Source organism: Enterobacter sp. 01-M-03-SI-ECC, from assembly GCF_047530215.1.
In the GTDB taxonomy this organism is placed as follows: domain Bacteria; phylum Pseudomonadota; class Gammaproteobacteria; order Enterobacterales; family Enterobacteriaceae; genus Enterobacter; species Enterobacter chengduensis.
In genome coordinates, this window is record NZ_JBLKDA010000037.1 from 1 (window position 1) to 25,174 (window position 25,174).

General features: G+C 53.3%; 21 protein-coding genes. 11 read left to right on the plus strand and 10 right to left on the minus strand.

The genetic code is table 11. The features are described from left to right. Positions 1 to 184 precede the first annotated feature (184 nt). On the minus strand, positions 185 to 1,573 hold the full coding sequence (locus tag ACMWKK_RS22660; protein WP_112781580.1) for a PLP-dependent aminotransferase family protein: 1,389 nt from the start codon (positions 1,571 to 1,573) through the stop codon (positions 185 to 187). 102 nt (positions 1,574 to 1,675) lie between these two features. On the opposite strand from ACMWKK_RS22660, the gene ACMWKK_RS22665 reads away from it, so the two are divergent. The 9 genes from ACMWKK_RS22665 to ACMWKK_RS22705 all read left to right on the plus strand — a co-directional run bounded on the left by ACMWKK_RS22665 (position 1,676) and on the right by ACMWKK_RS22705 (position 9,193). Continuing rightward, entirely contained in the window at positions 1,676 to 2,155 is a 480-nt protein-coding gene (locus tag ACMWKK_RS22665; RefSeq protein ID WP_008501331.1) for a carboxymuconolactone decarboxylase family protein, read from the plus strand. A gap of 157 nt (positions 2,156 to 2,312) precedes the next feature. Further along, positions 2,313 to 2,636 (plus strand): antibiotic biosynthesis monooxygenase family protein, encoded by a 324-nt coding sequence (locus tag ACMWKK_RS22670; RefSeq protein WP_023618387.1) that lies wholly within the window; start codon positions 2,313 to 2,315, stop codon positions 2,634 to 2,636. Continuing rightward, complete coding sequence (locus ACMWKK_RS22675; RefSeq protein ID WP_161656586.1) at positions 2,629 to 3,024, plus strand: amino acid-binding protein; 396 nt, start codon at positions 2,629 to 2,631, stop codon at positions 3,022 to 3,024. Before ACMWKK_RS22670 ends, ACMWKK_RS22675 begins: the two co-directional genes overlap by 8 nt. Then, the gene (locus ACMWKK_RS22680) at positions 2,999 to 3,694 is read left to right on the plus strand and encodes an ArsR/SmtB family transcription factor (protein ID WP_112781582.1); all 696 of its coding nucleotides are present in this window, start codon (positions 2,999 to 3,001) and stop codon (positions 3,692 to 3,694) included. The genes ACMWKK_RS22675 and ACMWKK_RS22680 overlap by 26 nt, the downstream gene beginning before the upstream one ends. Positions 3,695 to 4,976: 1,282 nt before the next feature. Further along, positions 4,977 to 5,684 carry a hypothetical protein gene (locus ACMWKK_RS22685; RefSeq protein ID WP_112781583.1) on the plus strand — a complete coding sequence of 236 codons (708 nt, stop codon included), beginning with the start codon at positions 4,977 to 4,979 and terminating at the stop codon, positions 5,682 to 5,684. Between the two features lie 203 nt (positions 5,685 to 5,887). Next, complete coding sequence (locus tag ACMWKK_RS22690) at positions 5,888 to 6,367, plus strand: Hcp family type VI secretion system effector (protein WP_112781585.1); 480 nt, start codon at positions 5,888 to 5,890, stop codon at positions 6,365 to 6,367. A gap of 210 nt (positions 6,368 to 6,577) precedes the next feature. Next, the gene (locus tag ACMWKK_RS22695; protein WP_045327515.1) at positions 6,578 to 7,048 is read left to right on the plus strand and encodes a MarR family winged helix-turn-helix transcriptional regulator; all 471 of its coding nucleotides are present in this window, start codon (positions 6,578 to 6,580) and stop codon (positions 7,046 to 7,048) included. Then, positions 7,045 to 8,112 (plus strand): HlyD family secretion protein, encoded by a 1,068-nt coding sequence (locus ACMWKK_RS22700; protein ID WP_112781586.1) that lies wholly within the window; start codon positions 7,045 to 7,047, stop codon positions 8,110 to 8,112. The genes ACMWKK_RS22695 and ACMWKK_RS22700 overlap by 4 nt, the downstream gene beginning before the upstream one ends. Positions 8,113 to 8,116: 4 nt before the next feature. Continuing rightward, positions 8,117 to 9,193: a DUF2955 domain-containing protein gene (locus ACMWKK_RS22705; RefSeq protein ID WP_112781587.1), complete on the plus strand. Its 1,077-nt coding sequence runs from the start codon at positions 8,117 to 8,119 to the stop codon at positions 9,191 to 9,193. Here the strand turns inward: ACMWKK_RS22705 and ACMWKK_RS22710 are convergent. The 5 genes from ACMWKK_RS22710 to ACMWKK_RS22730 all read right to left on the minus strand — a co-directional run bounded on the left by ACMWKK_RS22710 (position 9,190) and on the right by ACMWKK_RS22730 (position 17,746). Beyond that, a complete protein-coding gene (locus ACMWKK_RS22710) occupies positions 9,190 to 10,461 on the minus strand; it encodes a DUF445 domain-containing protein (RefSeq protein WP_021240620.1) in 1,272 nt (423 codons plus the stop codon). The genes ACMWKK_RS22705 and ACMWKK_RS22710 overlap by 4 nt on opposite strands. Positions 10,462 to 10,580: 119 nt before the next feature. Then, positions 10,581 to 11,504, minus strand: a complete 924-nt coding sequence (locus ACMWKK_RS22715) for a DUF5655 domain-containing protein (protein WP_112781588.1) — start codon at positions 11,502 to 11,504, stop codon at positions 10,581 to 10,583. After that, on the minus strand, positions 11,497 to 14,757 hold the full coding sequence (locus ACMWKK_RS22720; protein ID WP_112781589.1) for a type I restriction endonuclease subunit R: 3,261 nt from the start codon (positions 14,755 to 14,757) through the stop codon (positions 11,497 to 11,499). Before ACMWKK_RS22720 ends, ACMWKK_RS22715 begins: the two co-directional genes overlap by 8 nt. Further along, complete coding sequence (locus tag ACMWKK_RS22725; RefSeq protein WP_112781590.1) at positions 14,754 to 15,479, minus strand: restriction endonuclease subunit S; 726 nt, start codon at positions 15,477 to 15,479, stop codon at positions 14,754 to 14,756. The genes ACMWKK_RS22720 and ACMWKK_RS22725 overlap by 4 nt, the downstream gene beginning before the upstream one ends. Further along, entirely contained in the window at positions 15,479 to 17,746 is a 2,268-nt protein-coding gene (locus ACMWKK_RS22730; RefSeq protein ID WP_112781591.1) for a type I restriction-modification system subunit M, read from the minus strand. Before ACMWKK_RS22730 ends, ACMWKK_RS22725 begins: the two co-directional genes overlap by 1 nt. Before the next feature lie 302 nt (positions 17,747 to 18,048). Here ACMWKK_RS22730 and ACMWKK_RS22735 point away from each other — a divergent pair, with 302 nt between their 5' ends. After that, complete coding sequence (locus tag ACMWKK_RS22735; protein WP_032643939.1) at positions 18,049 to 19,419, plus strand: NAD-dependent succinate-semialdehyde dehydrogenase; 1,371 nt, start codon at positions 18,049 to 18,051, stop codon at positions 19,417 to 19,419. 118 nt (positions 19,420 to 19,537) lie between these two features. Here ACMWKK_RS22735 and ACMWKK_RS22740 read toward each other — a convergent pair whose 3' ends face one another. Further along, positions 19,538 to 20,083, minus strand: coding sequence for a YfaZ family outer membrane protein (locus tag ACMWKK_RS22740; protein WP_045327520.1), 546 nt, complete (start codon positions 20,081 to 20,083; stop codon positions 19,538 to 19,540). Positions 20,084 to 20,495: 412 nt separating this feature from the next. On the opposite strand from ACMWKK_RS22740, the gene ACMWKK_RS22745 reads away from it, so the two are divergent. Then, positions 20,496 to 21,854 carry an esterase-like activity of phytase family protein gene (locus ACMWKK_RS22745; RefSeq protein ID WP_139156919.1) on the plus strand — a complete coding sequence of 453 codons (1,359 nt, stop codon included), beginning with the start codon at positions 20,496 to 20,498 and terminating at the stop codon, positions 21,852 to 21,854. Between the two features lie 52 nt (positions 21,855 to 21,906). On the opposite strand, the gene ACMWKK_RS22750 is transcribed toward ACMWKK_RS22745, so the two are convergent. The 3 genes from ACMWKK_RS22750 to ACMWKK_RS22760 form a co-directional block, all read right to left on the minus strand. Next, the gene (locus ACMWKK_RS22750) at positions 21,907 to 23,754 is read right to left on the minus strand and encodes a 3'-5' exonuclease (protein WP_406542937.1); all 1,848 of its coding nucleotides are present in this window, start codon (positions 23,752 to 23,754) and stop codon (positions 21,907 to 21,909) included. A gap of 186 nt (positions 23,755 to 23,940) precedes the next feature. Beyond that, on the minus strand, positions 23,941 to 24,894 hold the full coding sequence (gene yjiA / locus ACMWKK_RS22755; RefSeq protein ID WP_112781594.1) for a GTPase: 954 nt from the start codon (positions 24,892 to 24,894) through the stop codon (positions 23,941 to 23,943). 10 nt (positions 24,895 to 24,904) lie between these two features. Beyond that, a complete protein-coding gene (locus ACMWKK_RS22760) occupies positions 24,905 to 25,108 on the minus strand; it encodes a YbdD/YjiX family protein (protein ID WP_003856610.1) in 204 nt (67 codons plus the stop codon). Positions 25,109 to 25,174: the final 66 nt, after the last annotated feature.

Here is a 25,174-nt window from a genome sequence, read left to right on the forward strand (position 1 = left end):
TCATCTTTAACGGGATAACGCTTGCGTACTACGACCGAAAAACCCAGAGTGTGATCCGGATAGACTAAAAGTGTTACCTATGTTCCCGGTCTGATCTGTCACCTATGTATCCGGTCATACACTTCGCTTACCGGGCCTACGGGATCGAGTAGGCCGGGTAAGGCGTAGCCGCCACCCGGCAATTTCACCGCAACAGCTCAAACGTCTGCCGTTTCGGCCTCTCCAGCAGCTCAACCGCCTCCTGATACGACCGCACGTTGTTATACCCCATCACCAGCCCGTAGCGTTTGCCGGACCCGCGATACCACTCGGAGAGCGCATTGACCTGCAGCTGCTGTTCCTGCCAGCAGCGCGCCACCTCCCGGTCACGGCTTCCTTTGCTCAGAAACGCCACGATATGCATCCCGCCGTCGTTTTGCTCGGTGAAAAAGAGATCGCCATACACCTCGCGCAGGGCGGTAATCATCCAGTCGCGGCGGGTCTGGTACAGGGCGCGCATCTTTTTCAGGTGACGGAAAAAATGGCCTTCGTTGAGAAACGCGGTGAGGATCTTTTGCGTCAGCACCGGCTGGCCGCTGGTGGTGATGTCCGCGCAGTCGGTAAAGGCGCCCACGGTGCGGGCGGGCATCACCACGTAGCCCATGCGCAGCGAGGGCATGATGGTTTTGCTGAAGGTGCCCATAAAAATCACCCGGTCGTGATGGTCGAGGCTTTTCAGCGACGGCAGCACCTTGCGGGTGTAGTGAAACTCGCCGTCGTAGTCGTCTTCGATAATCCACGCCTCGTTCTGGCTGGCCCAGTCGAGCAGGTGCTGTTTACGCGGCAGGGAGAGCGTCACCGCCAGCGGGCTCTGGTGCGACGGGGTGACGATGGTAAAGCGGGCGTCGTGATGATGGCGAAGCAGGTAGTCCGTGTCGATGCCGCTGCGATCGACCGGCACGGTGTGCAGGCGCGGCACGATCCGCTTCAGCAGCTGCTGGCCCATAAAATAGCCCGGATCTTCAAACACCACCTTGTCGCTGCGGCTGGCGAGCGTGTCGAGGATCAGCCGCAGGCTGCCGCTGTAGCCGCTGGTGATCAGCACCTGTTCGGCGCTGCAGGACAAGCCGCGCGAAATGTTGAGGTAGCTGGCGATGGCCTGGCGCAGCGGATACCAGCCCAGAACGGGCGGGTTGAGCATCTCCTCCTGGCGCATGGCGCGCGTCGCCTGGCCCGCCAGCAGCAGCCATTTTTTATACGGAAAGCTGTCGAGGGCGGGAATGCCGGGGCGCAAAAACCCCGCCCGCTCGCGCTGGCTGATGAGCGATGCCGGAAGCGCGCCGGTGGGCTGTTCCGCTGGGATGGTCTTATCCGGCAACCGTAAATCCGGGTTGACTCGCGTACCCCGCGCGCCCTGGCTCACCAGGTACCCTTCACCCGTCAGGATGGCATACGCCGTTTCGACGGTCTTACGCGCCACCTTCAGCTCCTCCGCCAGCACGCGGATGGCAGGCACCTTATCGCCCGGCTTCAGCACGCCGCGCGTGATGTTGTCGCGGTAGCGGGTATAAATCTCGTGATAGCCCGGCTTCATGTCCTACCTCGTTTCACGCTTTTTGTGTCTTTTTACTATGTCATGAACGGCGTAGATTTGCCTCATCGCATCACCGATGCCGCATAAAAAAGAGGAAAGACAATGAGCACTCGCGTCAACCACCATAAAGCTACACCTGCCCTCGCCAACGCGCTGTCCGCCCTGAGCATGGAGGTGGCAAAAACCTCCATCGACCCTGCGCTGAAGCACCTGATCGACATTCGCGTATCGCAGCTGAACGGCTGCACCTTCTGTCTGGATATGCACTCGAAAGAGGCCAAAATCGCCGGCGAGCGCGAGCTGCGCCTGTACCATCTGGCGGCCTGGCGCGAGTCACCGCTGTTCAGCGCCCGTGAGAAAGCCGCGCTGGCGTTCACCGAAGCGCTGACCCAGATTGGCGTGCACGGCGTGAGCGATGCGCTCTACCGCAGCGTGGCGGAGCACTTCTCGGACGTGGAGATTTCAGAGCTGAACTTCGCCATCGTGGCGATCAACGCCTGGAACCGTCTGGGGATCACCTCCCGCATGGCGCCCGGTTCGCTGGACGCGGCGTACGGTCTGAATAAGGCTAACCTGGAATAATTCCGCGCCCGCCCGGTGGCGCTGCGCTTACCGGGCCTACATGAGCCCGTAGGCCGGATAAGCGCAGCGCCATCCGGCGCAACGCTTCGCTCCTTGCCGAAGCATTGTGCTTTTCCCTCCTGCATTCTCTCCCCAACATCACAACGGAGAGAAAACCATGATCGCAGTCCTTTTCGAAGCCAAAGCCGCGCCTGCCCATCAGGCGCGCTATCTTCAGCTTGCCGCAGAGCTTAAGCCGCTGCTGGCGGACATTGACGGCTTTATTGATATCGAACGGTTCCAAAGCCTGACCACCGACGGCAAAATCCTCTCCCTTTCCTGGTGGCGGGATGAAGAGGCCGTCCGCCGCTGGAAGCAGAACGTCTTTCATCAGGCGGCGCAGGCTGAAGGGCGGGAGTCGATTTTTGCGTACTACCGCATTCGGGTAGCGCAGGTCGTGCGGGAATATACCTCTGAAACCGGAGGGCATGCCGATGTATGATATTCATGTCATTTTTCGCGATATCCCAGGTGAACTGGCGCGCTTTGGGCAGCTGCTGGGCCGCAACGGCGTGGGGCTGGAGGGCGGTGGCGTATTTGGTACACATGCCCATTTCCTGGTGGAAGAAGGGGAAAAAGCCCGACGCGTGCTGCTCGACGCCGGGTTTATCGTGCAGGCGGTGCGAAAGCCGGTGATCAGAAAGCTTAAGCAGGAGCGCCCCGGCGAGTTGGGCGAGATCGCAGCGGCGCTGGCGGCGCGCGGTGTGTCTATCCTGACTCAGTACAGCGACCATGCGAATCACCTTATTCTGCTGACGGATGATGATAAGCTGGCTGCAGAGATCACCAAACCCTGGGCGACGAATGCTAAAGACGAGCTTACCCTCTGATAACAGCGCGATGCTGGAAAAGGCCATTGCCGCTGTAGCGGCAGCAATGGCCGATCCGTCGCGCGTGAAGATGCTCTGTGCGCTAATGGACGGGCGGGCGTGGACGGCCACCGAGCTGAGCGCGGCGGCAGATGTCGCACCGTCGACCGCCAGTGGGCACCTTGCACGTCTGATGGACGGCAAGCTCATTACCTACCTGTCGCAAGGGCGGCATCGCTATTATCGCCTTGCCGGGCACGACGTGGCGGCGCTGGTGGAGCAGATGATGGGGATCTCCTGGAGCCGCATTACCCCACCGGAAACCAACGCACCGAAAGCCATGCGTGAAGCCAGGACCTGCTATGACCATCTCGCAGGCGCGGTGGCGGTGCAGATTTATGATTTCATGCAGGCGGAAGGCTGGCTGGAGGCTGACGGTTCAGCGTTGACACTCTATGGCTGGGAGCAGTTCCTGACGCTCGGCATTTCGTTAAGTGCGCATCCGCGCCGGAAGGCCTGCTGCGCCTGTCTGGACTGGAGCGAGCGGCGGTTCCACCTGGGCGGTGAAGCCGGTGCGTTGCTGCTCGACCATCTTGAAAATAAAGGCTGGATCCAGCGGGTGGCGGGGTATCGGGAGGTGATGGTGACGGCGTCGGGGAAAAGTGCCGTCAGGAAGCATTTTAGCCGCTAAACGCCGCTGCGGGCTGGCGCTCTCATTTCCGACGCCGGGTTAATACCCGGCAATATCTATAAGTAGCGCCCTTGAGAAGTTCGAAAGCCTTTCTTGATGTTCGGATGCCATCAAAGTTTCTAGAACAAGCGTTATGCTTGCAGATTTGTTTAAGGCCCACAAAATCGATTTTATTGTGTCAGGTAAACGCACATACCATCATTACAAGACTCTGCGCTCAACAATTGCTGGAAGCGGTCTGCTGCAGGTAAAAACAATTGCGAAAAATATCACTTCAAATGATGTAAGGGCTGTTCTCAATCACGTTTATCAACACACAAAAGCGAACCTGGGTAAATCAGATCCGTTCATATATGCATACTCTCTTTTCATTTGGCGTTAAGGACGACAAATCACCGTTGATAGATAAGCCTGATATTGTGTTTGATATTCCGTTTAACCCAGCATAGTACTTGATGTAGTTGAAGAAGAACTATATATAGGTGAACGTTTTCTTAGTTTCGATGAACTGGCCTTGTTACTCAAAATAACTGATGAACATTTCTTTAATGCTGACGTTGCTGTACTTATCCAGCTAATTTTTTTTGCGGCGGTCAGCACCCTTATGAGATTATGGCTCTTTCCAAAAAATACTATGATAAGAAAAATTGTATTCTTTCTGTGCCACCATCAATATCAAAAAATGGTTTCACGTCATTCTTTGTGAAACAGCTATGGAATTGTTAGACCTGATCATTTCGCGATATTCAGGCCGTGAGTGTTTATTTTTCAATCACAATTATGAGAAAAATAACTAATTGGGAAAAAGTGGCAACGGGTAAACTGGATAAAGATTCCGTTTCCCTGCAAGATTTATGGATAGCAATCTGCTTGCGGATAATATTAAGCGCTTTTGTGAACGAAGTAATGTAGATTTGTTTATTTCGAGATATTTCCGTAGAGCATTTAAAATACTGGCTTGATAATTGAAAATCAAAAAATGAATTCCTGGCAGGATTCAGTAACATGCATTACACGATGTATCATCGGCCCATTACGATAAATATGATTACAATGTAGGAAAGCTGGAAGCACTTTTAAAATGGGAAAATAAACCGAAACAAATAACATGCAGCAATTAATTTAACATTACATTCATTAGCTTAATCATTTAAAGCTATCTATTTATACAGATAATATAAAGGTGGCTTTTTTTTACTATTTACAAGAATTGGGAGTATGATCACTTTAAACAAAGCGAAACCTATAAGATGATCAATGTATCAAACCACAGGGAGATATTATGTATTACAGTGAAGATATTATTAGAAAAATAGGAGCCGACAAAGAATTAGCCGTGAGATTAGATAAGGCTATTGTTGGTGTGAAAGATGGATTTATCGATTATGTTAATAATCTCGGTGATGGTGCAACTAGAGCACTTTATTACACTTCTTGCTTTACAGAAAATTATGAAGATGTTTGCAAACGGCTTTCGATTGAGGATCAGAGGTTTTTACTAGGTCTGTATGAACTTATTAAGCATAGAAATATAATTTTTAAGATGATATTAATTTATGTTCAAACGTTGCTTAAGAATAAAGATGAAAACGAAAGGAATATTATCCTTAAGAAAGTTGTACCACCTACAACACACTATTCTGTTATGCAAGCTTCAAGGGCAGCACTAGTCTATTCTGTTGTTAAATATATTTGCTACGGGAGTAAAATCAATGGAATTATGCGAAGTGCAATGATGAAAAGGATTGGAGGCATTACGTCAGGGGGGCTAATAGCATTAAGTACATACGGTATGGTTCAACATGCTGCTGCTAGTGCTCACAATTTAAAATTTTTTCTGCCACAGTTCTATGATGCTCTTTACACGGAAAACCTTGAAATGATGTACTTTTTAATAGAGCCATTAGTTTTAGATGTTGGTTATTTAAATATAGTTACAGCTTCTAATGATGAAATAATTAATGCCTTAAAACGAATGGCTAGCCGATGAATAAGATATTAAAAGAAATATTTAGGCTTATCTTTGATGATTTAATCCTACAATTGAAAACGTACTTAACAATTTTAGTTATAATTTTATTATCATATATACCTGTTAAGTATATTGATAATTCTGCTATTACAATATCCGTAGTCGGAATTATAATTGTTATTGTTCTATACTTTTCATTTTTTTATGAGAGAAGAAAATAAATGTCTATACCAGCACATATGTGGATTACCGATGAAAATAACTCACCTTTAATTGGTGAATGCTTGATGCCTACACGATTGGGTTCAACAGAACTTAAATCGTTCAATCATTCTGTATGGATCCCTACAGATTATAACACTGGAAAACTTACTGGTACGCGCCTACATGTTCCGATTACATTTGAAAAAGAGATAGATCGCCTCACTCCCTATTTATTCAGGGCGGTATGTAAAGGTGGGGTATTTAAAGCAGCTTTGATTAAAATGTACAGAATTAATGAGTCGGGAATAGAAGTAGAATATTTCAATATTAAAATGGAAAATGTAAAGGTTACAAAAATTTCTCCTGTTTTAGTACCAATAGGAGTTGCGGGAAAGCATATGGAAGAAGTTGAAATAAGGTATGAATCTATAGAGTGGATATACTGTGACGGTAACATAAAGTTCAAAGATTCATGGAATGAAAGAGCTGTAGCATAAAGAAAAGGGACTCTGATGAGTCCCTTTTATATTTTATTTCAATACTCCATATATTTGATCAATAATCCAGCCGTAAGTAGTTGCGGGTAAAATCTGCTCTCACAGGGAGAGGGAGAACACCCTTTTTGCAATTCCTGCGCTTTACCCTCTCGTTTCTTGATACTTACCCTGATAACTATTATCTTGACCGCGTGTGACGAGAGGTTTCCCATGAGTGAAGAAGAACTGTTTAGCCGCAGGCCGATGGGCATGCGGATGGCGATGATCGTGCGCCAGTGGCGTGCGGTGATTGACGATGCCATTCTCGATACCGGGCTAACCCAGTCGAGCTGGACGGTGATGATGCAGCTTTTCCAGCTTGGGGATAACGTCTCGATGAGTGAGCTGGCGGAGGTGCAGGGGATTGAACTGCCGCCGCTGATGCGCACTCTGACACAGCTGGAAAAGCAGGGTTACCTGCTGCGCGCCGTATCGCCTTACGACAGGCGCATCCGGCTTCTGACGCTGACGCCCGAGGGAAAAGCCATTTTAAAAAGGCTCACTCAGGTGATTGAGACGTATCAGGCGCGCGTATCGCAAAACATCGCGCCGGAACATCTCGACATTTTTAGCGCCACGTTGAATCAAATCGCCTGCAATTTGCGGACAATCCGCGAAGAAGATAACAAGACCGAAAAATAATGACCCCTGAACAAAAGTTTGCCCGCTGGGTAAGGGTGAGTATTGCCTCTTTCCTGCTGATGTTTGTCTACTTTATCGTCGCGGATATCTGGATCCCGCTGACGCCGGACTCCACCGTGATGCGCGTGGTGACGCCGGTGTCTCCGCGCGTCTCCGGCTACGTGGCGGCGGTACATGTCCACAACAACAGCCAGGTGAAGAGAGGCGATCTGCTGTTTGAGCTCGACGACACGCCGTTTCGCAATAAAGTGGAAGCGGCGCAAATCGCGCTGGAGCAGGCTCGTCTTTCCAACCAGCAGCTGGACGCGCAGATCGCCGCCGCGCAGGCCAGCCTGAAAACCGCCGTGCTGACCGCGCGGAACGATAAAGTGACCTTCGACCGCTACCAGAAGCTGAGCACCTTGCAGAACGTCTCGCAGGCGGATCTGGATAAGGTGCGCACTACCTGGCAGAGCAGCGAACAGTCCGTCAGCTCAATCCAGGCTAACATCCAGAACCTGCGCATTCAGCGCGGCGAGCTGGACGAGCAGCGCAACGTGACGCTGCAAAAATACCGCAACGCGCTGGATGAAGCGGAACTCAACCTCGGCTGGACGAAGGTCTACGCCCAGGCGGACGGCACGGTCAGTAACCTGCAGTTAAGCCCGGGCTTTTACGCCTCCTCGGGGTCAGCCGCGCTGGCGCTGGTGAACAACCAGACCGATATCGTGGCCGATTTTCGTGAAAAGAGCCTGCGCCATACCCATCAGGGCACCGATGCGGCCGTGGTGTTTGACGCCTTCCCGGGGCACGTTTTTCGCGCCCACGTGACCAGTAGTGACGCGGGGATCCTGGCGGGTCAGGAGGCCGTTAACGGCCAGCTCTCCGAACCGGAAACCTCCAACCGCTGGGTTCGAGACGCCCAGCGCATGCGCATTCACGTGACGCTGGATGAAGCGCTGCCGAAGCATCTGCCGACCGGCGCGCGGGCGACCGTGCAGCTCTACAACAGCGAAGGGCCTTTTGCGCGCTTCTTCTCCGGGATGCAGATCCACCTGGTGAGCCTGCTGCACTATGTTTATTAGTTCGATGTCTATTACCACCCTGGCGCGGGTCTTTACCCCGCACGGCAACATCGTCTATACGGCAAACGACTTTCGCCAGACCCTGCGCATCGTCTTTGCCGGCATGATTGCCCTCAGCATCTCCAGCTTTTACAACACCAGCTATGGCGTGTTTTTTGTGGTTTACCCGATCATGCTGCTGTCGCTGGTGCCGGTGTTTAATCGCCACGTGGCGAAGCAGTTTATCTTCAGTGCTTCGCTCAACTGCGTTGAAATGGTGATTATCATCGGCTATCTGTCGCAATGGCCGGTCATCATGACGCTGGTGGTGTTTGCCCTGTACGTGATGCGCTTTCGCTTTATGAGCAAGGGGCCGCTGTTCCTGTTCGGGTCGATGGGCGTGGTATGCCAGAGCGTGATGCTCAACTTTATGAGCTACCCGACCACTAACTGGCACACGCTGCTGTTTTCCAACATCGAAGCGAGCGTCATGGCGGTGTGCCTGAGCGCGCTGATGAACTATCTCCTGCCGGACGTGGAGCCTCGCAGGCCGCCGCCGCTGATTGAGAAAGACGACGCCCGCGTGCGCCACGAGTCGCTGCTCTCCGGCACGGTCGCGACGCTGATATTCGTCGTTTTTCAAATCAGTGACTTAAGCGATTCGCTTTCGGCGCTGATGGCCGGGATTTTGATCCTGTTCCCGATGCACTATCGCGGCGCGGTGATGAGCTCGATCTGGCGCGTGGTCGGCGTGGTGCTGGGCTGCCTCTATATTCTGGTGGTGCAGCTGATCCTCTACGACCACAGCAGCCATATGCTATTGATGATGCCGCTGATCGGCCTCGGGCTGGCGTTTGGCGCACGCCTGCACGTGATGGAGAAAGTGGGCGCGGGCGTGGGCTTTTCCAGCATCACCACCATCGGCATCATGTTCGGTCAGAACATGCACCCGGACACGGACCTGGTGTTCAGCGATCTGTACCGCATTACCTCCGTCACCTTTTCGCTGGTGGCAACGCTGACGCTGGTCTTTCTCATGCACCTGATTCTGAACCGCTTCGAGGCGACGCGCTACGTCATCGCGCCGCCTAAAGCAGATTAATGCCCCAGCACGGCGGGCAGCTGCGAGAGTAAAAACAGGATCAGGCCAATCGTCCCGCCGACCAGCGTGCCGTTAACGCGGATGAACTGCAGATCTTTGCCGATGTTAAGCTCGATCTGACGGGACATGTCTTTGGCGTCCCAGCTTTTGACCGTGTCGCTGATGTGGCGGGTCAGGAACGCGGCGAAGTCCGGTGCGAGGCGGTGCGCGGCCTGCTCCAGATGCTCGTTCAGCGACGCCCGCAGGCTGGCGTCGTTTGTCAGCGTTTCGCCAAACCACAGCCCGGCGTTGGCGATGCGCTGCTTCACGCGCGAGTCTTCACTCTGCATATCCGCCTTCAGCCACTGGCGCAGGTCGGCCCACATTTCCCCCAGATAGCGGTTAAACGCCTCGTCGTTTTTCAGGTAGTGCTTGATGTTGTCGGCTTTGGCCGCCATCTCCGGATCGTTTTTCAGATTGTCGATAAGCTTCAGCGTGGCACGGTCGAACGCCTGGCGGATCTGGTGCGTGCGGTCGTGGCTGATATCGTCCAGCAGGGTGTTCACCGCGTTCGACACCATCTCCGCGCTTTGATCGCCCAGCCACTCGGTGGGCAGGACCATCGCTTTACGCGGGTGTTCGGTCTTCAGCCAGTGGACGATCTGGTCGGCAATAAAGTCCCGCGTGCTTTCCCGCTGAATCAGGGTGATCAGCCGGTTGATGATGGCGTCAAGCAGCACCTGATGGCGGTTGTTTTTGGTCATGCTCTCCAGCATCACGGCGCTGGTTTCGGTGAAATCGACCTTGTCGATGGCCTTATGCACCGCGCGCTTGAGCAGGCGCTGAATGCGTCCGTCGTCGGTGAGTTCGAGAAAACCGCTCATCACCTGCATCAAATGCAGGCCAACGCGCTGGGCGTTGTCGGGCTTGCTGAACCAGGCGCCGATCATCTGGGCGGGCTCATAGCGGCGGATCAGCGCCACCAGCGACTGGGTATCGAGAAACTTCTCCTGCACGAACTGGCCGAGGTTGTCGCCAATCCGGTCCTTATTGCGCGGGATGATCGCCGTATGGCGGGAGATAAAGGGAATCGGCACCCGACGGAACAGCGCGACCACCGCAAACCAGTCAGCCAGCGCGCCGACCATCGCCGCCTCGGCAATGGCCTTGACGCCGCGCACCCAGAAGGTCTGCGGCAGGAACAGGGTGGTGATAAAGGCCGCGGCGGCAACCAGCAGCAGCGACAGCGCCAACAGCTTGGCGCGTTTGAGTTCAGCTATTTTTTCCATGGGTTAAGGATAGAGGGAAGCGAAGGGAATGTGCAAAAATGCGTGGCGGCACCGCTGCGTACGGAATGAATTTGTAGGCCGGGTAAGGCAACGCCGCCACCCGGCATAAGCATGATGCATCAATTCTCCTGATACGCCCTTTCGATGAGCAGCTTAGCTTTCATCAGGTCATGTTCATTGCGTACCGCGAGTTCAACGTTGCCTGTCCCCCAGTGGCCGATGTGAGTCACATCCCGGCTAAAGCCTTCTTCAAACTGAATATGCTCAGGATTAAGTTTCAACCACAAACGGATATGCGGATCGGTTACGGGGTAAACCCCGGCACAAACAAAATTCCGCAGACGACGGAATGCGCCGTACAGCTTCAGCTCTTTGTACTGCACCTCATCGCCGAGAGACAGGACATAGCTTTTAAGCTGTTCGAAAAGAAGGGCTAATTCTGTGGACGCGCTGGCGAGCTGTTCGCTATGCGTTCGCGTATTACGCTTGCCAATTGCGGAGGGTAATGTTTCGGTTGCCGCCTCAGAAAAGGCGTTCTCAACAACGGCGTTGACCAGCTCGAACATCAGCAGATCGTCAGAAAAAAGCTTGTAACGAATCAGGCTGATATTGCGGTTAATTTGCTGAACGGCATGTTCATCATACTTATTAAAATCAGCGGCAATACAGAGCAAACGCGTGCCTGACCAGTCTATCGCCTCTGCCGTCTCTTTGCCGAGCCTCTCCATCACCAGCCACTTAAATTCAGCCTTATGATCGAGAAGCCAGTCTAAATAAAACAGTCCCTGGTTGATGACATTTTCGTTGCTGTGGCGTTTGTATTCGATAATAACCGGGCAGTTATTTTCGTCTAGCCCGAGTGAATCAATGCGCCCGCGGTGGGTCTTACCGGTGCTGTATTCACTGTCGAGAAAACGAACCCCGAGAAAGATCTCCATTCGGGATTCGATCAGCGATTGCAGCTCTTTTTCGATGGTTGCTGCTTTACCTGAGAGCTCTTTTACGCCGCTTGCACTATAGCGAAAAAGTTGAATATCACTCATGAGCCATTTCCCTGCGCATTTTTGCTATATCATACATCAGGTGAGCAAAGCCTTTGGCAACTTCAGGCGACGATAAGTACTGCATCATCATCTCCCTGTGCGCGTCGTTGCTGTCCATCACGGCATCATCAATGGCTTTAGGAAAGTCGCCCAGCATGGCCTGCTCACGGGTGTTATTGTCGAGTTGGGTCATTACGATGTTGTTTTCTGCGAGCTTATCGTAAACCACAAAGGCATAGTTGAGCATATCTTTGTCGGTCAGGTTTTCGGTGATAAACAGCTCGTTAAGCTGCGACAGCACCTGCGACATAAACTCCTCTTTTTTATCTTTTGCTTTTGCGGTGCCGACGTCATTAACCGGGTTGAGCTTATACTCTGCCGCATCCTCCTGAAGCTTAATATGCTGCTCCTGGATTTTTGAAAGCCGATAGTGGCTCATCTCAACGTTGGAAAGATCGACATCATCTTCATCGACTGCCTCTTCACGCAGTAAGGGGCGAAGGTGTCGACAATACAGGCTTAACTTCTCCAGCGACTTGTCATCGTAGGCGACGATCTGCGACATAAATTCGTAAAACCGTACAAAGCTGCCGAGATCTTTTTTGAAGATCTCCAGACGATCTTTTTCCTGCTTGCAGGCTTTAAAACTGTTTTCCGCGTTTGCCAGCAAAATGGGGTTAGGGGAGTCCTTTTTTGTTAACTCATAGATCTGTTTAGCGCTGATATACGCCTCTTTCGCTGAGGCATACCGCATTCGCCAGCGGTTTACCGCGGGCAGGCAAATATTGCTGAGCGCCGCATTCGACTTCTTCTTGCTGTAAAAAGCCTCACACAGCTGTTCAACCTCGTTCCATAAAAATAGGCCGCTGGCGCGAAGCTTTTCGTACAGATCGAACGCCAGGTACGGATCGCTAACATCGGTTAGCTCTGCCGTTTGATAGTAGGGCTGAAAGGCGGACAGGATATCGTCGGGTTCATTATAAAAATCAAGCACAAAGGTGCCTGATTCCTTTTTACCGGGATAGGTCCGGTTAAGACGCGACAGCGTCTGGACGCACTCCACGCCGCCCAGCGCCTTATCGACGTACATGGCGCACAGCTTCGGCTGGTCAAAGCCGGTCTGGAACTTGTTGGCTACCAGCATGATCTGATAGTCATCGCTATCAAACGCCTTTCGCATATCGCGGCCCTTGAGCGCCGGGTTCATGCTGATTTCAGTAAATTTCTGGTGCAGCAGCGCGAGGTCGCTCATGTCATTTTCCTGGAACTCGACTTCGCCTGAGAACGCCACCATCGCGGCGATTTTCCCGTAGCCCATTTCCGCGATGTATTTATCAAAAGCCAGCTTGTAGCGCACCGCCGCCTTGCGCGAGCTGGTCACCACCATTGCTTTCGCCTGTCCGCCAAGCAGATGCATAACGTGCTGACGATAGTGTTCAACGATGACGATGACCTTCTGCGAGACGTTATGCTCGTGCAACGCTACCCACTGGCTGAGCCTGATCTTCGCCCGGTTGCTGTCCACCTCCTGGTCTTTGCCACCGATTTTTTGCAGCAGCTTATAGGCCACTTTGTAATTGGTGTAGTTCTTCAGCACGTCGAGGATAAAGCCCTCCTCGATGGCCTGACGCATGGAATAAACGTGGAACGCCACGGGCTTGTTGATTCTCGATGCGGGTTCGTGGGGGTTGGGTCGACGGCCAAACAGCTCCAGGGTTTTCGCCTTCGGCGTTGCGGTGAAGGCGTAGAAGCTAAGGTTCGGGCTTCCGCTGCGGGCGGCAAGGGTGGCGTCGAGGATATCCTCTGAGGTAAGGACCACGTCGTCGCTGGCCCCTTCACTCATCAGCACTTCCTTTAGCTGACGCGCCGTAGAGCCGCTCTGGGACGAATGCGCTTCATCAGCGATGATTGCGTAGGTTCTTTCCTTCAGGCGGGTGCTGTTTTCGATGGCTTTGAGCACGTACGGGAAGGTCTGGATGGTCACGATAATAATCGGCTGCGAGTGCTCCAGCGCGCTGGCAAGCTTCTCCGATTTCGAGCCATCACCTTCACGGTTGTTGATGCGGCCAACCACGCCGTCCGCATGTTCGAACTGATAGATCGTGTCCTGGAGCTGATCGTCGAGCACGGTGCGGTCCGTCACCACGATCACCGAGTGGAAGCGTTTTTCACCCTTTTTATCGTGCAGGCACGCGAGCTGATGCGCCGTCCAGGCGATCGAGTTCGACTTCCCGGACCCGGCGCTGTGCTGGATAAGGTATTTGTTGCCGGTGCCTTCTTCCTCTGCGGCGGCGATAAGCTTGTTCACCACGTCCCACTGGTGGTAGCGCGGGAAGATCAGGCTCTCTTTTTTGACCTTTTTACCGTCCCAGCTCTCTTTCTCCTCGATTTGCAGATGCACAAAGCAGGCAAGGATTTTCAGCAGGTTGTCGGGGAGCAGTACCTCGTTCCACAGATAGCTGGTGGCGTACTGCTGGCTATCTTCCGGGATGTCGTTACCCGCGCCGCCCGCTTTGGTGCCTTTGTTGAACGGCAGGAAAAAGGTGTCATCTCCCGCCAGCCTGGTGGTCATATAGACCTCATACTGGCTGACGGCGAAATGCACCAGCGCGCCGCGCTTGAAGGTCAGCAGCGGCTCCGGCTTGTTGGTCACCGGATCCTTTGGCAGGCGGGTTTTCTTATACTGGTTTATCGCGCTGTTGACCGTCTGCTTAAACTCGGATTTCAGCTCAAGCGTGGCGACGGGAAGGCCGTTGATAAACAGCACCAGGTCGATGCGCCAGCGTTTAGCTTTCACCTCCGTCTCGGTGCCGTTCGCATTCGGGCTGTAGACCAGCTCCGGTACGATGCGGCAGATATTTTGCCGATAGCGCGCAAGGGTGTCCGGATTGAGGTTGTGGTCCGGCTGAAACTGGCACAGGAAAAAGCGCGCACTATGGCTTCGGATGCCGTGGCGAAGCACGCCCAGGGTGCCGTAATGACGGGACTGAACGTCGGTGGCGTTGGTATCGGCTTTTTTAAGCTGCGCGACCAGCGCATCGAGAAAATGACGTTCGGTGTCGTTGGGATAGATGCGGGTAAATTTTTCCCACTCCTGCGGCTGGGTGGTCTGGACAAAGGTAAGCGCATCCTGAGAGTAGAGCGCACGTTCGCGATCGTACTGCTCGCCTTTGCCGGGGAGCCAGCCGTGCTGGCACATCTGCTGGATGATATCGGCCTGCAGGTTCGATTCTTTGGTGACGTCGGCGATCATGCGGTAGCCTCCTCCGCGGTGAGAGATTCCTCAGGGCTGCTGGCGGGAGGCGTCCAGTCGCGGAGATCGATTTTGCCGGTGACGGCGGCGGCGATAAGAGCAGTGCGGCGCTCTTTGAGGAGGTCGATTTGCTGGAGCTGTTTTTGGATTAGGGTGTCGATTTTTGCGGTTTCATGATCTAAAAAGCTTACAATAAGCATTTGAACATTTAATGCCGGGGCTGATAATTTCAAAGATGAAACTTTCTCTTGATTTATATTAGGTTGACCACCACCAGAGGAAAGACAGATTATGTCCGCTTTGTATGCCTGCAACCAGTAATAAAGATAATGATTGTTAATTATTTTAGATTTAGTCATTACGCAACATGCCTGATTAGTAGTTGCATCAACACCAAGAATTCCTAACCGACCTATTGTCGCTCCATACATAGCAATAACAACTGAACCTACGGGATGAATTTTTAAAGCAGGAAATTTCTGTAAGGTAGAGACCTTAACTTTCTTGTTTGTGTAATAAATAATCTTCTCACGAAGTTCACTAGTAGTAATCCATGGTATATCCCCTTGAAATAAAGAGTCATTGTCCGAGGTTGGGGTTGTTCCCGAACCTATAACTTCATATACATGAGATAATTTCCACATTTGCCATGATGAAGGGATCGTCCCCAACCACTCAACCCCAGAATCCTTATATTCCGGATACGCTTTATACTTAGCCATCAGGAGTGTACCTCCTGCAGCAGCTTCATAATCTCCGCGCTCAGCGCATCCAGCTCCGCGTCAATCTCCTCCAGCGGGCGCGGGGGTTTATACACATAAAAATGCCGGTTAAACGGAATCTCGTACCCAACAATCCCGACCTCGCCATCGCGGGCGTCGCGCTTGTCGGCGTTAATCCAGGCGTCCGGCACGTGCGGCAGCACCTCCGCCTTCACGTAGCCTTCAATCAAATCGCTGGTCGAAACAGACGGATCGAGCGCCACGTTCTCGTTGTCGCGCAGGTCGCCGTCCTGCTCAAATTCCACTACCTGGCCGCAATACGCAAACGCGCCGTACAGCGGCTGTGCATCCTCCCTGAGGACTTTTTTAACGACCGGCTCCGCGTCCGGGTTTTTGCGGGCGATCGCCTCGATAAGCTGCTTATGCTCTTTAGCATCGAGCTTCACGGCGGCGTTTTTAAGCGCCTCTTTGAGCGTCAGCTGGAACTGATTGAAATCATCGCTCGGCAGCGCTTTTCCACCCGCTTTACCGTCCAGCGCCGACTGGATTTTTTGCGCTTTGACCATTAGCGCGCGCTGGCGTTGCCACAGCGATGCGTCGAGCAGATCTTTAATCTGCTTCTCTTTAAGCTCGGGGAATTCGGCTTTGATGATGGCGCGCGCTTCCGGCTCGAACGCCGCAAAGCTGCCGTAGTTCTCGTCCTGCCAGAAGGCGCCGAACGCGTCGTACAGACACGCCATCGGGGCATTGAGCGGTTTTGGCGCAAAGCGCAGCGCGGCAATGGATTCATCCGTGACCTGTGCCGTTAAACGCAGCGGGCGCTCAATGGTCAGACGGCGGAAGCCAAAGTCGGTGCTGCTGAATATCTTGCTGGCGAGGATGCGTTCGCCCTCGGCGTTTTTCGCCTCCGCAACCTCAAAGTCGCCAAAGGTGCGGGTGATGAGCCGAATATCCTCCTCGCTCATCATGTTGCGCTTAGAGCCCAGCGATTTACGCATTTTGCTGTAGAGCCTGCTGGCGTCGATCAGCTGGATCTTGCCCTTACGCTCAGCCGCTTTTTTGTTCGACAGGATCCACACGTAGGTGGCGATCCCGGTGTTGTAGAACATGTCGGTGGGCAGCGCGACGATCCCTTCCAGCAGATCCGCCTCAAGAATGTAGCGTCGGATCTCGCTTTCGCCGCTGCCCGCTCCGCCGGTAAACAGAGGAGAGCCGTTGAGGATGATCCCAATGCGCCCGCCGGTATCGGCATCGCGCATTTTACTGATCAGGTGCAGCAGGAACAGCAGCGAGCCGTCGGACACGCGCGGCAGGCCGGGCCCGAAGCGCCCCGAAAACCCTTTCCGGTGCTCGTTGTTTATGTCCGCTTCGATCTTCTTCCAGTCCACGCCAAACGGCGGGTTCGACAGCATGTAATCGAAGCGGTCGGCAGGAAGCTGATCGTTAGAGAGGGTATTCCCCAGCTTGATGCGGCTGACGTCCTGACCTTTGATCAGCATGTCGGCTTTGCAGATGGCGTACGACTCCGGGTTCAGCTCCTGGCCAAACGCGCGCATCACCGCCTTCGGGTTCAGCTCGTGGACGTATTCCATCCCGGACGAGAGAAAGCCGCCCGTGCCCGCCGTCGGGTCATAGAGGGTCCGAATGATGCCCTCCCTGGTGAGCGCTTCGTCATCCTCCATAAAGACCAGCGAGGTGGTGAGGCGCACGATGTCGCGCGGGGTAAAGTGCTCTCCGGCGGTTTCGTTGGAGCTTTCCGCAAAACGGCGGATCAGCTCTTCAAACACCAGGCCCATTTCATGGTTGGAGATGGCCTGCGGGCTGAGGTCGGTGGTGGCAAACTTCTGCACAATCTTGTAGAGCAGGTTGGCATCATCCAGCAGACCAATAAATTCGCTGAATTTAAAGTGCTCAAAAATTTCCCGCGCGTCTCTGGAAAAGCACTGGATGTAGTTTTCCAGGTTGGCCTGGATGTCATTTTGCCCCATTTTGCTCAGGTTGAGCGGCGAGGCGTTAAAAAACGTCAGGCCATTGGTGGCACGGAGGATTAATTTCTCTTTGGCCTCTTCGGGCAGGGAAGAGGTCCGGACTTTTGCAGCCTCGGCAACGACGGCGTCTTTGGTCTCCTCCAGCACGCACTCCAGACGGCGCAGCAGGGTAAAGGGGAGAATAATGCGGCCATATTGAGACTGTTTAAAATCGCCGCGCAGCAAATCTGCGACAGACCAGATAAAGGCTGCCGTTTGGGAGAAGTTTAGTGAGGTCATAAAGCATCCTTGCCTTTCATGCAGGCATTTCAGTGATGATTTAAAACCCTCTTTTTATCATGGGCAAAGATATCAATCACTAAAAAAATAGATCTAAATCAATGGGTTATGCGTATAAATGGCGTCAATGTATTCTTTTAGTGAATGTGTTTTTCAAAATACATGATGCTTTTTTTGCGCCGCGTGAACCTTTCGCCAGCAGCGCTTCATTAAGAACCTTCCGGATATACCCAACTTTACGCCCGGAGCCAGTCATGTTGACTACGCTTAATACCCTAAGCGGTAAAACATGGAGATTCGATATGGCTTATCAGACAGTAAATCCTGCCACTAACCAGCTCATCAAAGAATACCCCTCACATACCGACGCGGATATTGAAGCGGCGCTGAAGGCGGCCGATGCCCTTTATCATTCGGACTGGGCGAAGGGCGACATCAACCAGCGCCTGCCGGTGCTGCACAAGCTTGCCGACCTGATCGACGAGCGCGTGGAGGAGCTGGCGAAAATCGCCAGCCAGGAGATGGGTAAGCTCATCGAACAGAGCCGCGGCGAGGTGAAGCTGTGCGCGCAGATCGCCCGCTACTACGCCGACAACGCGAAGCAGTTCCTGGCCCCGGTGAAGTACGACTCTGAACTCGGGGAAGCGTGGGTGGAACATCATCCCATCGGCGTGCTGATGGCCGTTGAGCCGTGGAACTTCCCGTACTACCAGCTGATGCGCGTTCTGGCGCCCAACCTGGCGGCAGGTAACCCCGTTCTGGCTAAACACGCGAGCATCGTGCCGCACTGCGCCGAGGCCTTTGCGCACCTGGTGCGCGAGGCGGGCGCGCCGGAAGGGGCGTGGACTAACCTGTTCATCTCGTCCGAACAGGTGGCAAACATCATCGCCGACGATCGCGTGCAGGGCGCAGCATTAACCGGCTCCGAAAAGGCCGGCAGCGTCGTGGCCGCGCAGGCGGCGAAGCACATTAAAAAATCCACGCTGGAGCTGGGCGGGAACGACGTCTTCGTGGTGCTGGACGATGCGGACCTGGATAAAGCGGTGAAGATTGGCGTGAATGCGCGCCTCAACAACGCCGGGCAGGTGTGTACCGCGGCGAAGCGCTTTATCCTGCATGAGAAGATTGCGGATGCCTTCCTGAGCAAATTCACCGAGGCGTTTAAGCAGGTGAAGATTGGCGATCCGCTGGATGAAAGCACCACGCTGGGGCCGCTGTCGTCTAAAGACGCGCTGGAAACGCTGACCAAACAGGTTAACGAGGCGGTGAAAAACGGTGCCACGCTACACTATGGCGGCAAGCCGGTGCAGCGCGACGGCAGCTTCTTCGAGCCGACAATCCTGACGAATATCTCCCGCGACAACCCGGCCTACTTCGAGGAGTTCTTCGGCCCGGTGGCGCAGATCTACGTGGTGAAGAGCGATGATGAAGCGGTCGCCCTGGCGAACGACTCCCACTACGGCCTGGGCGGGGCGGTATTCAGCAAGGATATCGAGCGCGCGAAGAAAATGGCGTCGCGGATTGAGACCGGGATGGTATATATCAACTGGCTCACCGATACCGCGCCAGAACTGCCGTTCGGCGGCGTGAAGCGTTCCGGTTACGGGCGCGAGCTGTCGGATCTGGGCATCAAAGAGTTTGTGAACCAGAAGCTGGTGGTGGTGCGTAAGTAAGAGGTAATAAAAAAACCTGCCGTACGGCAGGTTTTTGGTAAAGAGCGTCATCGCCTTTCTTGCCGGGTGGCGCTACGCTTACCCGGCCTACAATGTGCAGCAGTATCAATACATTGGGTTAGAAGGACACGCCGCCGCCCACGTATGCGCCGTCAATCAGCGTGTGGCCAGGACGGCCATCTTTGCCATCCACGCTCACGTGGCGGTAGCCCACTTTCAGGGTCACTGGCGTAATCGGCGTCCAGCTTACGCCGCCGTTCGCTTCCACGTAGTTTTTGACGCTGTTGTTCAGCCCTTCAGGGGCAACATAACCTTCGCCATAGACATGAATGCTGTCGGTCAGCGCGACGTTTACGCCGCCGCCGATTGGGAACGCCACGCCGTTATCGCCTTTTTTCGGGCCGATATAGATGGCCTTCGCGCCCGCATTCAGCATCACCGGACCCACTTCCAGGTTGTAACCTGCGCCCACGCCCCCGGTCTGGGTACCGTCATCGGTATTCTTTAACCAGCTACCCTCGGTATACAGACCCGAGCTGGATTTACCCATTTCCACATTCAGGTTGGTAAAGTTTTTACCCTGCTCAATGCTGCCACCCATGGCGAGTGCGGAGCCGGAGACGGCGGTCAGAGCAGACAGGATGAGAATGTTGAGTTTTTTCATGAGTATTTCCTCGTCGTCAAAGTAATCTGAGGGCACCTTAACAAGGGATGTTTACGACTGCAAATGTGAGTCATGTCGCGTTTTTATGCTGATTTTGTTGGTTTTTTGATTTTTAAATGTTGGCTAAATGTTTGCAAGGCAGGGAGTCAATCCGTAATGAGGTCGCGTTTAGGAAAGGTTCAGCGTTTTACCTAAACCCAGGCTGAACGAGCCGGGAAAATTGCTTTGAAATGCATTAATAGAATTTCTAATAGTTTCCAAAAATGTTTCAATTGTCACAGATAAAGACACAGGTTTACATTTCTGGGGAGGAATATACGTCTCGTCATGCCGATCCGCTCTCCTCGGCATGTCATTTTTCTGACACGTTTATTCTTTACGGTGTTGGCTTCACTCTCTGGACGCTAACAATATGAAAAGAAAAATTATTCCTGTGTTTATCGGCTGTGCGCTCTCTTTCTCTGGCCTGGCGGCGCAGCCCACCGCTGAACGCTATGTCGTCAGCTTCCCTGAAGGTTCACATGTGAAATACAGCGGCGCGTTTGCCGATGCGTTTCCGAATGGGCTGCCCGTGGGCATTGGCTCTGGCCTGCTGTTTACGGGCAAGCAGGGTGATGCTCTGACCTTTGCGACCGTGACCGATCGCGGTCCCAACGCCGATGCGCCAAAAATGGGTAAAAATGAAGCCAAAATATTCGTCACGCCGGATTTCGCGCCGCTGCTGATGACCATCCGCGTTCAGAACGGCAAAGCAGAGGCGGTGGATGCCCGCCCGCTGCATGATGATAAAGGCGAGATTAACGGTCTGCCGCTGCAAAGCGGCGTGATTGGCTCCACCAACGAAGTGGCGTTCAGCGATACCCTCAAGATCCTCAAGGGTGACAACCGCGGTCTGGATACGGAAGGCATCACGCCGGACGGCAAAGGCGGCTACTGGCTGTGCGACGAGTATGGCCCGTTCCTGATTAACGTCGACAGCAAAGGCAAAATCCTGGCGATCCACGGCCCGCAGGCGGCGGAAGGAGAAAAATCCATCGCGGGCGGTCTGCCAAACATCATCAAATGGCGCCAGCCCAACCGGGGCTTCGAAGGCCTGACCCGGATGCCGGACGGACGCATTATCGCGGCGGTGCAGAGCACGCTGGATATCGACGGTAAAAGCAAAAAGCAGGCGCTGTTTACGCGTCTGGTGAGCTTCGACCCGGCGACCGGCAAGACCGCGATGTACGGCTACCCGATCGACAGCGCGGCCTACGACAAAAACAGCGATGCCAAAATCGGCGACATCGTGGCGCTCAATGACCAGCACATCCTGCTGATTGAGCAGGGCAGCGATAAAAACGACGGGATGCGCAATCTCATCTACAAGGTGGATCTCAGCAGGGCGAGCGACCTGAGCGCCTTCGACAAGCCGGGCGAGTACCCGGAGTTTGATGACGAGAAAACCCTGGCGCAGCGCGGCATTACCCTTGCGACAAAAACTCAGGTCGTCGATCTGCGCGCGCTGGGCTGGCAGCAGGAGAAGGCCGAAGGGCTGGCGCTGATCGATAGCAAAACGCTTGCGGTGGCGAACGATAATGACTTTGGCGTGAAGGTGGCGATGCAAAATCCGGTTGAGGGCAAGAAGCTCAAGGATTATCGGGTGAACGCGGAGGGCATGCTGACGCTGGATGACAAACCGGTTGCTACTACGCTCAGCGTGAAGCCGCTGAAGAAGCCGGAGTCCGACAGCGAGCTGTGGATTGTGACGCTGCCCGAGGCGTTGAAATAAGTTTTCCACTCACCCTCTCCCCATTGGGGAGAGGGTGAGCATTGGCTAAGCGCTAGATCGCTTTCGCGATATTCTCATAGGTGTCGACAAGATGATCGCGCAGGTTTCCGGAGCCGTGCATCGTCACCAGCAGGTTTTGACGCGCGCGGGTAAATCCAACATACAGGCGCTTGATATCGTCACTCAGATCATCATTATCTCTTTCCTTCGCGGCATCCAAAATGGCGACTGAGTGGAATTCTAGCCCCTTGCTGCTTGGCAACGGCATGACGCAGAGAAAATCATTTTGCGGTGACCAGTGCTTTTTATCATCGCTGCTGACAATCATCTGATAAGGAATGTTACGTGCCGCGAGACGTGGCCCAAGCGCCCCCGAAATACTGTAGGTTGAAGGGCACAGAATGGCGATCTCTGACCATGCTACTCCTTCCTGTCGCTGCTCTGTAACCCAATCAAGGACGTGTGTAATCTCCTCGTCCTGATTATCAAAGCTGGCCAGCGCAGGATACTTCCCGGACAGTCCTCCTGCGGCAGGTCGCTGGTATTTGAGGGACGCTTCTATGTGATTATTAAGATAATTAAATGCTACGCTGCTGGCAAAATGGAGTATTTGCCGGGTGTTGCGATAATTGGTATCCAGAATCGTTGTGCGGCCCTGAGCCTTTATATCGACGCTGGACAGGGTAAAATCGAGAGCTTTCTTTTTCTGATAAATTGACTGAGCATCATCGTACAGGAAAAGCAGGGAGCTATCTTTATTGTCCGGCATCCTGGCGAGGATCCTTAGCCATTCTGGCTTGAAATCATGTCCTTCATCTATTAAAACGGCGCTGTACTGCTCCGGTTTTATCACTCCCTCTTCAAATGCTACCGTCAGCGCATTTTCCATCAGGTCAATAAAGTTTTTGCTCCTGGGGGGAAGACGCCGATGCGAGTTTAATTGTTGATAACACCAGGCGTGGAAATGGGTGACTTCGACGGGAAGACGAAGAGTGTATTGCTCCAGTTGCGCTTTGAGTTTTTTGGCCAGCGTAATGTTGTAGCAAATCACCAGTATCGGCTTGGTGTTTTCAATGTTGTTGGCAAGCTCAATACATCGGTGATGCAAAATAAGGGTTTTTCCTGATCCTGCTACACCGTGGATAATGCGGTGACCTGTTCCCATGCTTCTTGCGAGCTGTTCTTGTTTTGTGTCCATCATACAAACGATATCGGGTGTATGGAGCGTAAAGTTATCCAGATCAACCCGCGTCACAGATGAGTTAATACGTGCATCGGGATAAAGATGCCACCGAATGCGGTCAAGTTGTTGTGGGGTAGTATGATGGACGAAGGGATGTTTGAGAAGAGATTCGAGCCGGGCAGAGATCTGATCTCTGGTCATAAATTCTGTAAGCTCATCTTTGCATATCACCTGGCTGGCGGGCAATATTTCATTCAACTCCTCAGGTGTAAAATTCTTTTCCAACTGTGCCCGGGTGATGTTGCTCAAATAAACGCCATATCCATACGGCATAATAAAACTGCCCTCATGATCTTCTCGTTGCTGGCGAAGCAGGGGATCTTTTTTCAGGCTATTGATGATATGAAAGGTATATTGTCGAACCTGTTCGAGGGGGTTCTTCAACGGCTCTATGCCGTTTTTGGTTTCATAATCAATATGCGTTTTATTAGCCGATTTTATTTTTGTGATAAACCAGTCTTTCACTTCTATAAACAGCAGTCCTTTTTCAGGGGCCAGAATCACAAAATCAGGATGATCGTCTTTGTCTCCCATTCGGGTATCATACCAACAGGTACACTGTTCGCTGAGTCCACCCTCCAGAAGCCTTGCCAGCCTTTTTTCTCCGGCCGTAATCTTCTCGCTACAACTGCTAATTGTGGGAATAATGATTGCCATATGACGCCTACCAATTCATGAGAATTATACAAATCCAATTAATTAATATTGTAAGGAATATTAATCAAAGCATGATTTCATTATTGGTAAGAACATTAACAGACAAAATTGCAAACAGAAAGGGCGAAACCCGCATTTTGCCTCAATGAAATACGCTCCCTTTTCTGATTAAAAGGGAGCGACGATTTATTTCTTTAGCCCCGCAAACGCCGCCCTAATCTCCTCTTCCGGCAGCTGGATGCCAATAAACACCATCACGCTGTGCGGCGCTTCATCGCCCCACGGACGATCCCAGTCGGCGCTGTACAGGCGCTGCACGCCCTGGAACAGCAGGCGGTTCGGCTCGCCGTCAATCCACAGCATCCCCTTGTAGCGCAGCAGCCTGTCGGCAAACGACAGCAGCAGGTTCTCCATCACGCGTGAGACCTCGCTGATATCCACCGGGTAGTCCAGCTCCACCACAATCGACGTCACGTCGTTTTGCTTGTCTGCCATAAAGTGGAAGCGCGGTTTCGCGGTGACGTTCTCTTCGAGCATAAAGCCGTTGGTATTGAACAGCTGAGACAGGTCAATATCGCCGTGCGTCACGGTGTAAATCGGGGCGCGTGAGTTGATGCGCGCCAGCCGCTCGCGCAGTTTCTCGCTGTCGCCTGCCACGTCGGTTTTAGTCAGCAGGATACGGTCGGCGTAGCCCACCTGCGACTGGGCAATGGTGAACTGGTTCATCTGGTCGTCGGCGTGGACCGCATCAACCAGGGCAATCACGCCGTCCAGCAGGTAGCGCTGGCAGAGGATCTCGTGCGAGAAAAAGGTCTGAATAATCGGGCCGGGGTCGGCCATGCCGGTGCACTCGATCACCAGGCGGTCGAAGTCGATCTCGCCGCGGTCGCGGCTGTCGAGCAGATCCAGCAGGGCGTCTTCTAATTCGTTAGAGCGGGTGCAGCAGATGCAGCCGTTGGTCAGGGTTTTGATCTGCGTGGCGCGATCGCCAATCAGCTGGTCGTCTACCGAGACTTCGCCAAATTCGTTTTCGATGACGGCGATTTTGAAGCCGTGCTGTTCATTCAGGATGTGGCGCAGCAGGGTGGTTTTACCGGCGCCGAGAAAACCGGTCAGCAGGGTAACGGCAATCGGGGTCATGGTCTCTCCTTTAGCAGCAGCGGACGCCGCCTTCTCCACTTCCGCCGTAGCGCGCTTCCTGACGCTCGCGGAAGAATTCGGTGTAGGTCATGTACGGCTTATCCGGATGGTTGGTCTTCATATGCTCAACGTAGTTGTCATAGTCCGGAATGCCAATCAGCATTTTCGCCGCCTGACCGAGGTATTTTTTTGCTTCGCCTAAGTTACCAAACATTGTGGGTTCCAGACAGAAAAAGCCCGGTGGCGCGCAGCGATCCGGGCCTACAGTACCGTTGTAGGG

What these genes read in the sequence shown, in the direction of transcription:
- ACMWKK_RS22660 (WP_112781580.1), bottom strand. Translation starts at nt 1,573, where the DNA reads ATGAAGCCGGGCTATCACGAGATTTATACCCGCTACCGCGACAACATC.
- ACMWKK_RS22665 (WP_008501331.1), top strand. Translation starts at nt 1,676, where the DNA reads ATGAGCACTCGCGTCAACCACCATAAAGCTACACCTGCCCTCGCCAAC.
- ACMWKK_RS22670 (WP_023618387.1), top strand. Translation starts at nt 2,313, where the DNA reads ATGATCGCAGTCCTTTTCGAAGCCAAAGCCGCGCCTGCCCATCAGGCG.
- ACMWKK_RS22675 (WP_161656586.1), top strand. Translation starts at nt 2,629, where the DNA reads ATGTATGATATTCATGTCATTTTTCGCGATATCCCAGGTGAACTGGCG.
- ACMWKK_RS22680 (WP_112781582.1), top strand. Translation starts at nt 2,999, where the DNA reads ATGCTAAAGACGAGCTTACCCTCTGATAACAGCGCGATGCTGGAAAAG.
- ACMWKK_RS22685 (WP_112781583.1), top strand. Translation starts at nt 4,977, where the DNA reads ATGTATTACAGTGAAGATATTATTAGAAAAATAGGAGCCGACAAAGAA.
- ACMWKK_RS22690 (WP_112781585.1), top strand. Translation starts at nt 5,888, where the DNA reads ATGTCTATACCAGCACATATGTGGATTACCGATGAAAATAACTCACCT.
- ACMWKK_RS22695 (WP_045327515.1), top strand. Translation starts at nt 6,578, where the DNA reads ATGAGTGAAGAAGAACTGTTTAGCCGCAGGCCGATGGGCATGCGGATG.
- ACMWKK_RS22705 (WP_112781587.1), top strand. Translation starts at nt 8,117, where the DNA reads ATGTCTATTACCACCCTGGCGCGGGTCTTTACCCCGCACGGCAACATC.
- ACMWKK_RS22710 (WP_021240620.1), bottom strand. Translation starts at nt 10,461, where the DNA reads ATGGAAAAAATAGCTGAACTCAAACGCGCCAAGCTGTTGGCGCTGTCG.
- ACMWKK_RS22715 (WP_112781588.1), bottom strand. Translation starts at nt 11,504, where the DNA reads ATGAGTGATATTCAACTTTTTCGCTATAGTGCAAGCGGCGTAAAAGAG.
- ACMWKK_RS22720 (WP_112781589.1), bottom strand. Translation starts at nt 14,757, where the DNA reads ATGATCGCCGACGTCACCAAAGAATCGAACCTGCAGGCCGATATCATC.
- ACMWKK_RS22725 (WP_112781590.1), bottom strand. Translation starts at nt 15,479, where the DNA reads ATGGCTAAGTATAAAGCGTATCCGGAATATAAGGATTCTGGGGTTGAG.
- ACMWKK_RS22730 (WP_112781591.1), bottom strand. Translation starts at nt 17,746, where the DNA reads ATGACCTCACTAAACTTCTCCCAAACGGCAGCCTTTATCTGGTCTGTC.
- ACMWKK_RS22735 (WP_032643939.1), top strand. Translation starts at nt 18,049, where the DNA reads ATGGCTTATCAGACAGTAAATCCTGCCACTAACCAGCTCATCAAAGAA.
- ACMWKK_RS22740 (WP_045327520.1), bottom strand. Translation starts at nt 20,083, where the DNA reads ATGAAAAAACTCAACATTCTCATCCTGTCTGCTCTGACCGCCGTCTCC.
- ACMWKK_RS22745 (WP_139156919.1), top strand. Translation starts at nt 20,496, where the DNA reads ATGAAAAGAAAAATTATTCCTGTGTTTATCGGCTGTGCGCTCTCTTTC.
- ACMWKK_RS22750 (WP_406542937.1), bottom strand. Translation starts at nt 23,754, where the DNA reads ATGGCAATCATTATTCCCACAATTAGCAGTTGTAGCGAGAAGATTACG.
- yjiA (WP_112781594.1), bottom strand. Translation starts at nt 24,894, where the DNA reads ATGACCCCGATTGCCGTTACCCTGCTGACCGGTTTTCTCGGCGCCGGT.
- ACMWKK_RS22760 (WP_003856610.1), bottom strand. Translation starts at nt 25,108, where the DNA reads ATGTTTGGTAACTTAGGCGAAGCAAAAAAATACCTCGGTCAGGCGGCG.